At 41.8% G+C, this 14,336-nt stretch carries 10 protein-coding genes; all 10 read left to right on the top strand.

The annotated features are described in order from the left end of the window. Window positions 1-107: 107 nt before the first annotated feature. Window positions 108-2,516, top strand: a complete 2,409-nt coding sequence (locus I6J02_RS11810; RefSeq protein WP_232279791.1) for a TonB-dependent receptor — start codon at window positions 108-110, stop codon at window positions 2,514-2,516. A 693-nt stretch (window positions 2,517-3,209) separates the two neighbouring features. Then, entirely contained in the window at window positions 3,210-3,776 is a 567-nt protein-coding gene (locus I6J02_RS11815) for a DUF3347 domain-containing protein (protein ID WP_232046363.1), read from the top strand. A 9-nt stretch (window positions 3,777-3,785) separates the two neighbouring features. Beyond that, window positions 3,786-4,211, top strand: coding sequence for a hypothetical protein (locus I6J02_RS11820; RefSeq protein ID WP_002993214.1), 426 nt, complete (start codon window positions 3,786-3,788; stop codon window positions 4,209-4,211). Between the two features lie 24 nt (window positions 4,212-4,235). Then, a complete protein-coding gene (locus I6J02_RS11825; protein WP_227694340.1) occupies window positions 4,236-4,808 on the top strand; it encodes a DUF3347 domain-containing protein in 573 nt (190 codons plus the stop codon). 93 nt (window positions 4,809-4,901) lie between these two features. Then, window positions 4,902-8,753 (top strand): efflux RND transporter permease subunit, encoded by a 3,852-nt coding sequence (locus I6J02_RS11830; RefSeq protein WP_002993216.1) that lies wholly within the window; start codon window positions 4,902-4,904, stop codon window positions 8,751-8,753. Continuing rightward, the gene (locus I6J02_RS11835) at window positions 8,740-10,206 is read left to right on the top strand and encodes a TolC family protein (protein ID WP_002993217.1); all 1,467 of its coding nucleotides are present in this window, start codon (window positions 8,740-8,742) and stop codon (window positions 10,204-10,206) included. Before I6J02_RS11830 ends, I6J02_RS11835 begins: the two co-directional genes overlap by 14 nt. 25 nt (window positions 10,207-10,231) lie before the next feature. Then, window positions 10,232-11,815 (top strand): efflux RND transporter periplasmic adaptor subunit, encoded by a 1,584-nt coding sequence (locus I6J02_RS11840; protein ID WP_002993218.1) that lies wholly within the window; start codon window positions 10,232-10,234, stop codon window positions 11,813-11,815. Window positions 11,816-11,838: 23 nt separating this feature from the next. Next, window positions 11,839-12,312 (top strand): heme-binding domain-containing protein, encoded by a 474-nt coding sequence (locus tag I6J02_RS11845; protein WP_002993219.1) that lies wholly within the window; start codon window positions 11,839-11,841, stop codon window positions 12,310-12,312. A 72-nt stretch (window positions 12,313-12,384) separates the two neighbouring features. Continuing rightward, a complete protein-coding gene (locus tag I6J02_RS11850; RefSeq protein WP_002993220.1) occupies window positions 12,385-13,326 on the top strand; it encodes a thymidine phosphorylase in 942 nt (313 codons plus the stop codon). A gap of 151 nt (window positions 13,327-13,477) precedes the next feature. Next, entirely contained in the window at window positions 13,478-14,305 is an 828-nt protein-coding gene (locus I6J02_RS11855) for an RteC domain-containing protein (RefSeq protein ID WP_002993221.1), read from the top strand. The last annotated feature ends 31 nt before the right edge of the window (window positions 14,306-14,336 follow it).

A 14,336-nucleotide genomic window follows, 5' to 3' on the forward strand; every position in this document is an offset into this window, starting at 1 on the left:
CCATAGATGTGCAAAGTCGGTTGATTTACCGCCTATTCACAATACACGTTTTATAAAGCCAGGTCTGGCTTTTATAGAATCCTTATTAATACTTTTTAAGTTTCCAAATGAAATCAATATCAAAAATTTTGATGGCAATCGCCATATTACTATCAACTGAAAACATATTTGCACAAAACAAAATTTCGGGTACGATCAAAGCCAAAGACATAAATCATAGCTTAGCAGGAGTATCGATTTATATTGCCGACCTTAAAACAGGAACATCAACCAACACAGACGGTAATTATGAAATCAGAAATCTCAAACGGGGAATTTATCTTTTAGAAGTAAGCATTATAGGATATCAGTCGATAATCGAAAAAATAACCATTGAAAAAGATACGGTTATGGACTTTCTGTTAAGCCCAGCTGTTACAGAGCTGAACGAATTGATTATTACAGGTGTAGCCCGCTCAACAGAGCTAAAGCTAAGCCCTGTTATTGTTAAAGCGGTGGACGGTCATACCTTGAAACAGAATACTGCCACCAATTTGATAGACGGCTTGCGGAACATACCCGGCGTAAACCAGATAACTACCGGTGCAGGAATTTCAAAGCCGACCATTCGGGGTTTGGGATTTAACAGAGTAATCACATTGAACAATGGTATTCGGCAAGAAGGACAGCAATGGGGCGATGAACACGGTATCGAGATAGACGAGAATGCGGTGGACAGGGTGGAAGTTGTCAAAGGTCCCGGAAGCCTGATGTACGGTTCGGACGGTATTGCGGGAGTACTTAATTTCCTTGCTCCGAAAGCTTTGCCGTTGGGACAGGTAAAAACACAGGTTTCTACCAATTACCAAAGTAATAACAACCTCATAGGCTACTCCGTTTCCAATGCGGGGAATAAAGACGGCTTCCAATGGCTCGGCAGGTTCAGCAACAAATTTGCGGGCAATTATCAGAACGCCTATGACGGTAAAGTGTTTAATTCGGGCTTTAAGGAACTCAACGGCAGCTTGTTTTTGGGAATAAACAAAAGCTGGGGACACTCGCACCTGACCGTAAGCTCTTATAACAACACCCTTAACCTTGTAGAGGGAGAAAGAGATGAATTAGGAAGATTTATCTACGAAAATGCCAATGGTGATGAAATGGTTGCAACGGACGAAGATTTGAAAGGGTATAAAACAGGTTTTCCGCATCAGAAGATAAATCATATTGGAGTAGCTTCAAACAGTTATTTCATATTGGATAAAGGAACACTTAATGCCGACTTCGGTTTTCAAAATAACAAGCGAAGAGAGCACGAAGACCCTTCCGCTCCCGACCAACCGGCTTTGTTCTTTGACTTGAACACGCTGAATTATAATGTGCGATATAATTTTGAAAAGTCAAACGATTGGGAAACTTCGGTCGGTATCGGTGGTATGTGGCAGTCCAATACCAACAAAGGGGAGGAATTTATGATACCTGCCTATTATCTGTTTGATGCAGGTGGATTTGTTTTCACACAGAAAACTTTTTTTGACAGGCTCACTTTAGCCGGAGGCATCAGGTTCGACAACAGGTATATGAACTCCCAAGAACTTTACCTCGATGAAGACGACAATCCTGTTTCCGGTACAAATTCCGATGCGAGCTTGAAATTTACTGCCTTTGATAAGAACTACAATGGCATTTCGGGGAGTTTGGGATTATCGTACAAAGCGGATAAAAATTCCACATTCAAATTCAACGTATCAAGAGGTTTCAGAGCACCGAACAGCACAGAGCTTTCTGCCAACGGAAGACACGAGGGAACATTTCGGTATATCATCGGAAGACCTGATTTAAAATCAGAAATCAGCCATCAGGTGGATGTTGCATATTTCCTTAATTCCAAACATATCACGTTAGAGTTTACCCCATTTGTAAACTTCATTCAAAACTATATCTATTTGGAAAAAATGGCGGCGAATGATGGTTCAGAGATATTTCCTGACCCCACAGACCCGGCTCCTGGGTTTCATTATACTTCAGGAAATGCCACCTTGCTTGGTGGCGAAATTTATCTGGATATACATCCCCATCCGATGGATTGGCTGCATTTGGAAAACTCATTTTCTTATGTTCAGGCTACCCAAAGCAACCAGCCCGAAAGCTCAAAGTATTTGCCGTTTATTCCTGCCCCACGATACAGGGGAGAAATCAAAGCTGAATTAAAGGAGGTTAATCATACGTTTTCTAACGCCTATATCAAATTCGGTCTTGACCGTTTCTTTAAGCAGGATAAATTTTTCAGTGCTTACGGAACGGAAACCGCAACACCAGCTTACACGCTTTTAAGTGCAGGAATTGGGACAAATATAAAGGCATTCAACCGAAGCGACTTTATGTCTTTGTACATCAGTGGCGAAAACCTTGCTGATATAGCTTATCAGAACCATTTAAGTAGGTTGAAGTATGCTTCTGAAAACCCCGTAACCGGGCGTATGGGTGTATTCAATATGGGACGAAATATCAGTGTTAAATTAATAATGAATTTCTGATTCGATATTATTGAGTGAAAGATTTAAAAGAACGCTAGCAGGAAATGTAACTGACACTATAATGCTCATGGAATAAAAATAAATGGCGGATAAGAGAAACTTATCTGCCATTTATTTCAAAAAAAACGAACCGGTTTGAAAAATACCATTATCTTTGCAATAGTTTTTTTGTTTTTTACATGTTAAAAAGGATAAACATATTAATGATTATATGCTTATTGGGCTTTTTTATAATCCCAATGCAATCCTATGCGTGTAAATCGCATTCCAAAGAAATTGTTATCAAGGAGAAGTCATGTTGCAGTGCCAACAAGCAGCATCATTCAGAAGATCAATGTGAGAAAGACTGCTGTAAGTCTAAGGATGACACGAGCAATGAATGCTCTGGAAATTGTGGACCTACGTCCTGCCACAGCTCTTCTAATAGTTTTTCTGCAACACCCCCATTTTTTAGGAACGCTCAAAATCCTGTTTTTTCTAAAAGTAAAAAATCATACCCTTTATACAAAGAACCCTTTTATTCTACAGGGGAATCTTCCATTTGGCAACCGCCTAAAATAAGTTAAATTAGTACTGTATAGCCATAGGTGTGCGAAATCGGTTGATTTTGCACCTATCCGCAATACATGTTTTATTAAAAGCCAGATCTGGCTTTTGATTATTTACCATTTTTAATACTTAATAAGGTTCCAAATGAAATCAATATCAAAAATATTGATGGTAATCACCGTATTACTATCCGCAGCAAACAGCTTTGCGCAAAACCAGAACGAGCAACATCACAACCATGGTGGAACAGCTCAAGCAAAGAATATTCCATCACAAAATTTATCACAATTACATGCCGTATTTGACAAGTATTTTTCCATAAAAGATGCTTTGGTAAACGCAGATGTAAATATAGCATCTTCAAATGCTACTGAATTAGCCACAGTTATTAAAACAGTGGATATGGGTGAACTTTCTCCCAAAGAGCATACCGTATGGATGAAGGTCATGAAGGAACTGTCTTTAAACACAGAAAACATCTCGAAATCGAAAGACGTCGTAAAGCAACGGAGGGCATTTGCCCTACTTTCTAAGAATGTCTATGAATTGGCAAACGCATCAAAGCAAAAAACAACTATGTACTACCAAAACTGCCCGATGTACAACGATGGCAAAGGTGCAACTTGGTTAAGTAAAAGTACGGATATCAAAAACCCGTATTACGGTTCAAAAATGCTGACCTGCGGTAGTACTATTGAAAAATTAAATTAGTCAGCCATTATGAGATGTCTATTGATTGGGATCGTTACTTCTATTGTAGTCATATTTAGTTCATGCAACAATAACCCTACACTAAAGGTGCAAGACAATACATATACTTCAAAAAGCTCAAATACAAATACCCGTGACCACAATGCCTTTGAAATGGGCGATGTAGTTCCGTCGGAAGAGGTATGCATGGTCAACAATGAATACATGGGCAAAAAACAATTTGAGGTAAATTTTGAAGGAAAAATATATTACGGATGTTGCCAGATGTGTAAAGAACGTATTCCAAAAGATCCTTCTACACGCGTTGCCATAGATCCATTTTCCAAAAAGCAGATAGATAAAGCGACTGCTATAATAGCAATTACGGGCAACAACGGGGAAGTATCATATTTTGAAAATAATACTACATATACAAATTACATAAATCAATTTTAATTATTAAAAACAGAAATCATGACAATGAAACATTTATTTGTAGGCTTACTAGCCTCATCCGTATTGACCTTGGCAGCATGCAATGGCGCTTCTGAAAAAAAATCAGAAAGCGACGTCCATACTGAAACAACGGTATCCAACGAAAGCAACGCTGCAAGCGACCAGGGAACTTTTTCGGAACTTTTTTCCCATTACCAGCACCTGACTTTTGCTTTGTCTTCCGATAATGATAAAGAAGCCGCAAATGCAGCTAAAGGCATGCTGGAAGCACTCCCCAAGATTAATACCGAGGGCTTTAGTGCAGAACAGAAAAGCACCTTCGATGACATCGCTGCTGATATTCAGGAACATTCGGAGCACATAGGTGATAACATAGGCAATATCGCTCATCAAAGAGAACATTTAGTGATCTTGAGCAAGGATTTTTATGATATAACAAAAGAATTCGGCACCGAAAAGCCCATGTACAAGATTTTTTGCTCGATGTACGATGACAACAAAGGAGCATATTGGTTAAGCGATAGCAAAGAGGTCAAAAACCCTTACTATGGTGAAGATATGCTAACATGTGGTGAAGTTCAGGAAGAACTGAAGTAAAAACGCTGATTAAGATTTGAAATTCAAATATCAGGTACCGGTCGATTTCTGTAGGCTGGTATCTGATATTAAAATGTAAACAATGTATATGTTATGCTTAAAAAAATTATCAAATATTTTTTGGAGAACCGAGTAATAACACTGTTATTACTTGTGGTTGTCCTTATATGGGGGCTGATTACAGCGCCCTTTAATTGGCATCAAAATGCGTTGCCGAGCGATCCTGTGCCGGTCGATGCGATTCCGAACATTGGGGAGAACCAGCAAATTGTTGCGACCGAATGGATGGGGAGGTCTCCCAAAGATATACAGGAGCAGATTACCTATCCACTCACGACCTCCTTACTGGGCATCCCCGGCGTAAAAACAATCCGGAGCAGTTCGATGTTCGGCATGTCCTTCCTCTATGTCATTTTTGAAGAGGATGTTGAGTTTTATTGGAGCCGTTCCCGTATTCTGGAAAAACTGAATTCATTGCCTGCCGGCACATTACCATCCGATGTAACGCCCACGCTCGGGCCGGATGCCACTGCTTTGGGGCAGGTCTTTTGGTATACACTGGAGGGACGCAATCCCGAAACCGGAAAACCTACAGGAGGCTGGGACCCCGATGAGCTGCGCACGATTCAGGATTTCTATGCCAAATATAATTTGGCAGCATCGGAAGGGGTTTCCGAAGTGGCTTCCATCGGAGGTTTCGTAAAAGAATACCAAGTCGATATCAATCCAGATGCGATGCGCGCATACAATGTATCCGTAATGGATATCATGTCGGCTATCCAAAACAGCAACCTGGATATCGGTGCAGAGACGATCGAAATAAACAAAGCGGAATATCTGGTGCGTGGATTGGGCTACCTTAAAAGTGTCCAGGATCTTGAAGATGCCGTAGTGGCTGTGCGCAATAATGTTCCCGTAAAGATAAAAGACGTTGGGTTTGTCAATTTGGGACCCTCCACACGACGCGGTGGATTGGATAAGGAAGGCGTGGAAGCAGTTGGCGGTGTAGTAGTTGCCCGGCATGGAACCAACCCCATGGAAGTCATCAATAATGTCAAGGCGAAGATCAAAGAAATGGAGGCAGGTTTCCCTCAAAAAACATTAGAGGATGGGACTATTTCAAAAGTCACCGTCGTTCCGTTTTATGACCGCTCGGGTTTAATCCAGGAAACCATCGGGACGCTGGAAAATGCTTTAGCACACGAAATCCTGATCTGTATTATCGTTGTGATCGTGCTGGTGATCAACCTGCGAGCATCGATTCTTATATCCAGTATCTTGCCCATTGGCGTACTGGCGACCTTCATAATCATGAAACAAATGGGGGTCGAGGCGAATATCGTTGCCCTTTCGGGAATCGCCATTGCCATTGGGGTCATGGTGGATGTGGGGATTGTCTTTATCGAAAGCATACTACGCCATATGGATGAAGAAAAAGCCAAGGGTGTTGAGAGTCGGGGGAAAGCCTTTGTAAACTTGATTTCCACCGCTGTTGCGGAAGTGTCGGGTGCTTTGTCAACGGCGATGCTCACCACGATCATCAGCTTTTTACCTGTTTTTATGATGGAAGCACAAGAAGGTAAGTTGTTCGGTCCCTTGGCATACACCAAAACCTTTGCTTTGGTTTCAGCCTTTGTGTTAGGCATTATTATCTTGCCAACACTGGCTTATTATATATTTTCAATCCGTATCAATGGGAGTAAAGTTCGCCGGATAGCCAACTACGTTTTGGTAGTTGCCGGTATCGCTCTTTGGATCTATACAGGTGTTTTTGTCGCGTTCGCATTGACTTTGATCGGAGTCAACAACCTGTTTACACCAAGATGGAAAGGAGAAAAAATTGCCAACTACGTTAATGTAGCTATCACACTTTTTGTAGCGATGTATTACCTGACGGTTGAGTGGCTGCCACTCGGCACGCAGGCAAGCACCACACTTAACTTTGTGTTCGTATTCTTTGCCATTGGTTCCATCCTGGGAATGTTATGGGCATTGGTGATCTATTATGAACAGATTCTTCGATGGTCACTTTCCAACCGGTGGAAATTCATGGCCATCCCTATCATTACTTTATTATTCGGAATGTTAGCATGGATGGGCGTAGAGAAGAGTTTTGGTTTTGTTGCAAATGGCTTCGAAAAGACAGGTTGGAAATCATTTCGGGAGACTGCCTTCTGGCAAAAATCCACCGAAACATTTCCCGGTATCGGGGAGGAATTTATGCCAAGCCTCAATGAAGGTTCTTTCCTTTTGATGCCCACCAGTATGCCGCATACTGGGATTGAACAAAACCTGCAATTGATCAGAACACTTGATAAACGTATTCAAAACATACCGGAAGTCGAACTTATCGTAGGAAAATGGGGCCGTGTGAATTCTGCACTTGATCCGGCTCCTACACAGATGTTTGAAAATACGATCAATTATATCCCGGAATTTTATCTGGATGAAGACGGGCATCGTGAAAGGTTCAAGGTAAACAGTTCCGGAGAATTCGTGTTGAAAGGTGACAAGACCTATGCTGTTTCCGATGGTTTCCGTTCCATACCACGGGACAGTCTGATTGAAGATAAAAGCGGAAAATTTTTCCGCAGATGGCGTCCTGAAATTAAAAAGGCCGACGATATATGGCAAGAGATCGTCAATGTTTCCCATCTGCCCGGATTGACTTCCGCTCCTAAGTTGCAACCGATAGAAGCGAGAATGGTAATGCTTTCTACGGGAATGAGGGCTCCGATGGGGCTAAAGGTTTCGGGTCCGGATCTGGAGTCGATTGAAATCGGTGGCAAGGCCTTGGAAGCAGCCTTAAAGGATGTTCCATCTGTTATGCCATCGACCGTTTTCTACGACAGGGCTGTTGGCGCACCCTATATCGAAATCCATCTGAACCGGGATAGAATGGCCAGATACGGTATTACCGTTGCCGAGCTTCAGGAAGTAATCAGTGCGGCAGTCGGCGGTATGACGTTGACCACTACAGTCGAAGGCCGGGAACGGTTTCCCGTTCGCCTGCGCTACCCACGAGAATTACGGGATGACCCGGATGCGTTGCGAAAAATAATCATTCCGACAGCTACAGGAGCTCAGATTCCATTGGGGGATGTGGTGGATGTTGAATATGCCAAGGGCGCTCAGATGATCCAAAGTGAAAATACCTTTTTGTTGGGTTATGTAATCTTTGATAAAAAAAGTGGCATAGCGGAAGTCGACGTAGTATACGAAGCGGATCAACTCCTAAAGGAAAAAATAGCGTCTGGAGAACTGGATTTACCCAACGGGGTGACGTATAAGTTTGCCGGAAATTATGAACAGCAAGAACGTGCCGCAAAAAGGCTAATGCTTATTATACCACTGAGTTTGTTAGCCATTTTAGTAATTCTCTACTTTCAGTTCCGAACGGTTACAGCATCGTTAATTCATTTTTCCGGTGTTTTTGTAGCTCTTGCAGGAGGTTTTATTTTGTTGTGGCTTTACGGACAGCCTTGGTTTATGGATTTCTCTGTCGGAGGGACAAATATGAGGGATCTGTTCCAGATGCACAGCATCAATCTCAGCATTGCCGTTTGGGTAGGATTTATCGCCCTGTTCGGACTGGCGACGAGTGATGGTGTATTAATGGGAACATACATCCACGATACATTTGAAGCACGGAACCCCAGAACAAAAGATGAAATACGGGAAGCAGTCATATACGCAGGCTTAAAGCGTGTCAGACCGGCAGCGATGACCACTGCTACAGCACTGATCGCCTTACTGCCTGTCCTGACCTCTACCGGTAAAGGTGCGGAAATCATGGTACCAATGGCCATCCCGACTTTCGGCGGCATGCTGATCCAATCCATGACCATGTTTGTGGTTCCAGTATTCCAGTGCTGGTGGAGGGAATCTGCCACTAAAAAAGAAAATAGAAAAAATAATAAAAATATAGCGAATGAAAACGAATAAGATAAATCGGTATATAACCGTGGCTGTATTAACAAGCTTAAGCATTTTTTCGCAAGCTTTAGCCCAAGACTACCCCACCGATTCGCTGTCCTATTATATACAAGTCGCAATCGAAAATAATCCGGGTGTAAAATCACAAAAGTATGCGCATGAGGCATACCTTGAAAAAATTCCGCAAGCCGGAGCATACCAAGACCCCGAATTGTCCATGGAAGCATATACGATGCCTATGGAAATTATAGGAGGGCGTTCTATTGGAAATGTGAGCTTGATGCAAATGTTTCCATGGTTCGGCACGAGAAAAGCAGCTCGCACAGAGGCTACACATATGGCCAATATGCAAGATCAACAGTATCGGGAAGCCATAAATAATCTGATCCTTCAGGTCAGCACACAGTGGTACACGATGCAAAAATTGAACGAGCAACTCAAGAATAATCAGGAAAACCAAGTGTTTCTAAAACAATTGGAACAATTGGCAATACGGAAATTCTCTGCGCCCTCAAGCACCTCACAATCAAGTGTAGCACCCGTCGTAAGCAGTAATACGCCTTCCTCACCAACCAGATCTAGTGCTTCATCGGGTATGGGAGGGATGAGTATGGGAGGAGGCAATTCAGCTCCTGCTACTAATCAGAATATGAGTATGCCGTCCGGTGGTGGCATGGGAGCAATGGAAGGTGGCTCCGGATCGGGTATGTCAGAGGTGCTTCGTATCCAATTGGAAATTGTCGAAATTGAAAATAACATTGAAAGTTTACATGCTCAGATTAAAGCCGAAAAAGCAAAATTCAATGCATTGTTGAATCGGGAAGCAACTGAAAAGGTCATGCTGGGACAAGAGATCCACAAGCTGAATTTTTTATATAGCGAGGAAGAGGCACTAAGGGTTATTGAGGCAAACAACCCCATGCTTGAAATGATTGCCGAAGAAGGCTTGGCATTTAAGGCAAAAGCGGAAATGGATCGGAAAATGAGTTATCCCATGATTGGTATCGGTGTGGAATACATGGTTGTGGGAAGGACGAATAATTCAATGCTGGCCATGGACGGGATGAACGGTAAGGATATGGTCATGCCTATGGTTTCAGTGAGCCTGCCACTCTTCCGTAAAAAATACAATGCCCAGCAAAACGAAAGCAGGCTATGGCGAAAATCAAGCGAAGAGAACTTTAAAAACACCTTCAACACTTTGAAAAGCGAGTTTTACAGTCTCAAAAGCCAACTGGATGATGCTCAGCGTGCCATCGAGCTGTACGAAAAACAAACTACGCTCGCCCAAACGACATATAACCTGATCGTAAAAGAGTTCGTTACAGGCAAAAGTGACTTGACCAACGTTATTCAGGTGCAGCGGCAATTATTGGATTATCAGCTTAGGAAAGCTGAGGCCCTTGCCAACTATAATACGATGGTTGTGTCAATAAAAAAATTATTAGCAGACCATAAATAATGCAATTATTTTGAAATTCTTAGCAATGAATAAACTGAAAAATATTTTTAGAAATAAGGCGGTAACTTACGGGGTTATATTATTGTCCGGACTACTGCTTGGCTGGGCGATATTTGGCGGGAATTCGTCCCATGATCACAGCCATGACCTTGAAATGGAAGTGACCGAGGACGGGGAAACAGTATGGACTTGCTCCATGCACCCCCAGATCAGAATGGATAAACCGGGGAAATGCCCGATATGTGCAATGGATCTAATTCCCTTGAAATCATCCGGGGGAGGTGATGATGTAATTGACGATGACGCCATCCAGATGTCAGAAGAAGCCATAGCATTGGCGAATATCCAGACTTCGATTGTCGGCCACCAAGACGCTGTTAAAGATGTCCAACTGTATGGGACTATTCAGGTGGACGAACGTTTACAACAATCCCAAACATCGCATGTCAATGGCCGTATTGAAAATCTTTACGTAACCTTTACTGGCGAGTCGGTAAGAGAAGGACAACTGATAGCCAAAATCTATTCGCCTGATTTATTGACGGCGCAGCAAGAATTGCTCGAAGCTGCAAAATTGCAGGATATGCAGCCCCTCCTATTGGATGCCGCGAAAGAGAAGCTGAGTTTATGGAAGGTGTCAGAGGATCAGATAAGCAAAATATTGACATCCAACGAAGTTTCACCCTACGTCAATATATATGCGAATACAAGTGGTGTTGTCATAGCAAAAAATGTAAACCCGGGCGATTATATCGGCCAAGGGAGCGTCTTGTACACCATTTCAAACCTTTCCAAGTTATGGGCGGTTTTTGATGCGTATGAAACAGATCTGCCATTTCTAAAGGTGGGAGATCAGCTGGAATATACATTACGGAGTTTGCCCGGAAAAGTCTATAATGGGCGGATTGCCTTTATTAACCCTATCCTTGATGCCAATTCAAGAACGGCAAAAATCAGGGTCGAAGCCGATAACCGGGATCGCAATCTCAAACCTGAAATGTATGCAACAGCAAGGATCACTGCTCCTTTAAAGGGCTACAACGATGAGTTGGTCATTCCCAAGTCGGCGGTTTTATGGACAGGGAAGCGCTCCATAGTTTACGTAAAACAGCCAAATACATCCACGCCTGCTTTTAAACTTCGGGAGATCGTCTTGGGCCCCTCATTGGGCGACCAATATGTTGTTATGTCGGGGCTGGAAAATGGCGAGGAAATCGTGACCAAGGGAGCTTTCACCGTTGATGCAAGTGCCCAGCTGGAAGGTAAAATCAGTATGATGAATAACGATGGCGCAGCATCGGCTGCCGGACATCAGCATGGCGATGCTCAAACCAATGTCAATAAGACCCATGATATGTTGAAAGTATCAGGAAATTGTGAAATGTGCAAAAGCCGGATTGAGAAAGCGGCCAAAAGTGTCAAGGGGGTGATTTCCGCAAACTGGGATGTTAATGCCAAAGTTATCCATTTGGATTTCGATTCAAAAGTAACCTCAAAAAGTGCCATAAGCAAAGCTATTGCTAATGTTGGTCACGATACAGAGCTGGACAAGGCTCCCAAGGCGGTTTATGACGACTTACCGAGTTGCTGTCTCTATGACCGGGGATAATGGTACTTGATTAATATTAGATCATGAAAAAAAACGGAAAACGAACGAAAGCATACAAAGTAATTTTAACAGTTCTGTTAAGTGTGTTTGTGTTAATGCAATTTATAACCCCCCAAAGGAACCTATCCCCGGTTCCTGCGGGCCAGGTTTTTGTTGATTCATTTAAGGTCGATGCAAAAGTTAATGCAATCCTGTCGGTATCATGCTATGACTGCCATAGCAATAATACCCAATACCCTTGGTACACTAATGTTCAGCCTTTGGGTTGGTTCATGGCAGATCATATAACCGAAGGAAAAGAGAAATTGAACTTTGATGATTTGCCAAATTACAGCCCGAGAAGGATAAACTCAAAGTTTAGCCAGATTATTGAGCAAATCGAGAAAGGTAAAATGCCGTTGAGTTCATATACGTGGATGCATGGGGGTGCTCGTCTAAGCATGGAAGATAAGAAGCTGTTAGTTGAATACTTTAACTCGTTGATGGATAATGAATAAGTTTAGAGTGTTAATAGTACAGACGGTTCCTTCGGAAATAGACTCAAAACGTAAATTTTAATAACAGGAAAAGTGGAAAACCAATCTAATATCTTAAAATACAAACATCTCGGAATCTACACTCAAAACGAGAATGTAGTATATATGCATGAAAACTGCCACGTTTGTGCTTCAGAAGGCTTTGAGGCACTTACCCGAATTAGAATATCCACTGCAACGGACTCAATCGTAGCAAGTCTTAATGTAATTTCATCCAATCTTCTATTGACTGATGAAATTGGGTTATCGGACGCCGCAGCAAAAAAACTGAATGTTTCCCCAAATGAAACTTTGTATGTTTCACATTTGGAACCTATTAAATCTTTAAGCCACGTACGGGCAAAAATCTACAATCAGAAACTGGATTACTTGGCGTACAATGAAATCATTACGGATATAGTTCAGGGCAATTATTCCAATATCGACCTCACAGCATTTATTACCGCCTGTGCCGGAAATAGAATGGATCTTGATGAAATCACCTATCTTACAAAAGCCATGATTGCTTCTGGTATGCAATTGCACTGGAACAAGGAGATTGTTGTTGATAAGCATTGCATCGGAGGGTTACCAGGCAATAGAACAACACCGTTGGTAGTTGCCATTGTTACTGCCTTTGGCCTTACAATGCCCAAAACGTCTTCCCGTGCCATTACCTCGCCTGCCGGTACTGCAGATACCATGGAAGTATTTACCAATGTAACGCTTTCCCCTGAAAAAATAAAAGAAGTGGTTCATAAGGAAGGGGGGTGTATCGTTTGGGGTGGAACAGCCCAGTTAAGCCCGGCAGATGATCTGCTGATAAAAATCGAAAAAGCCCTCGATATAGATAGCGAGGGACAGCTAATTGCTTCGGTACTCTCAAAAAAAGCAGCGGCGGGTTCCACGCACGTTGTTATAGATATTCCTGTAGGTGAAACTGCAAAAATGAGAAGTACAAAAATGGCACAGACAAAGAGTATATGGGTGGTCTAAAATACATTTTGACCAGAAACATTGCCGCTACTACCCATTATGACAGCGATATGGGCTGGGGGTTCGGATTGAATTTGTCCTATTAAGTTTGACTTTCTATGAGGTCGGATTTAGAATCCGACCTCTTTTGATGAATTAAAAATGTTACTTAATGAGCAATTATTACGAGGAAATAATAAAGAAACTAGAAGATGAAATAAAAGAGGTGTCTCTTGAACTGGATGGTTCCATAGCTTTGTATGAAGTTATTATCGAGTTGATATTATCGAGACTTTCCGAAATAAAGGAATATACACTAAAAAATGGCTTTGATAGTATAAATGAAGAGATCCACTTTTTCAAATATCAAAAACCAGTCATTGTTGCAAAACTCATTTACTATAACGCTATCTATAAAATAGAGACAAAAAAACCTAATGATATAAAAGCTATTAGGAAATACATTAATGGTGAGCTAAGGAAACTCAAACGGTATTTTGAGAGTAACCTTGAATTCTATAAATATTACCGAACAGGCAGTTCATTTGTAGATGAAAAGTTATTTGTTCGGGGCAAACACGATATAAAGTTAAGTTTGGACACGGTTTATTTTGAAACCGACCACCGGTTTTCTACATCCCACGATTATAAGGCGGCAAAAATAATTGCCAATGACCTGATTCAAGTTTATCTTGAAGACCAACTTCACAACATAATCTATAAAGATAAATCAATAGACCTACCAACATTAAGTTGGACGGGAAGCAAAGCGGCTTTAACGGAATTGATTTACGGACTGCATTCTCAAGCCGTCTTCAATAATGGGAATACAGATATTATAACCATAGTCAGATTTTTTGAAAACAGTTTTAATGTTGATTTGGGCGATTTTTACCATACATTTTTGGAACTCAAAGCAAGAAAGCTGAACCGAACGAAATTCCTTGACAGCTTACGTGATGCTTTGATTAAAAAAATGGAAGAACAGGACGAAATATAAAATCAAAAGACGATTTTGTCGATCAGAGACT

Source organism: Sphingobacterium spiritivorum, from assembly GCF_016725325.1.
GTDB lineage: Bacteria > Bacteroidota > Bacteroidia > Sphingobacteriales > Sphingobacteriaceae > Sphingobacterium.

Coding starts and splice junctions, on each gene's coding strand:
- I6J02_RS11810 (WP_232279791.1), top strand. CDS start 108: ATGAAATCAATATCAAAAATTTTGATGGCAATCGCCATATTACTATCA.
- I6J02_RS11815 (WP_232046363.1), top strand. CDS start 3,210: ATGAAATCAATATCAAAAATATTGATGGTAATCACCGTATTACTATCC.
- I6J02_RS11820 (WP_002993214.1), top strand. CDS start 3,786: ATGAGATGTCTATTGATTGGGATCGTTACTTCTATTGTAGTCATATTT.
- I6J02_RS11825 (WP_227694340.1), top strand. CDS start 4,236: ATGAAACATTTATTTGTAGGCTTACTAGCCTCATCCGTATTGACCTTG.
- I6J02_RS11830 (WP_002993216.1), top strand. CDS start 4,902: ATGCTTAAAAAAATTATCAAATATTTTTTGGAGAACCGAGTAATAACA.
- I6J02_RS11835 (WP_002993217.1), top strand. CDS start 8,740: ATGAAAACGAATAAGATAAATCGGTATATAACCGTGGCTGTATTAACA.
- I6J02_RS11840 (WP_002993218.1), top strand. CDS start 10,232: ATGAATAAACTGAAAAATATTTTTAGAAATAAGGCGGTAACTTACGGG.
- I6J02_RS11845 (WP_002993219.1), top strand. CDS start 11,839: ATGAAAAAAAACGGAAAACGAACGAAAGCATACAAAGTAATTTTAACA.
- I6J02_RS11855 (WP_002993221.1), top strand. CDS start 13,478: ATGAGCAATTATTACGAGGAAATAATAAAGAAACTAGAAGATGAAATA.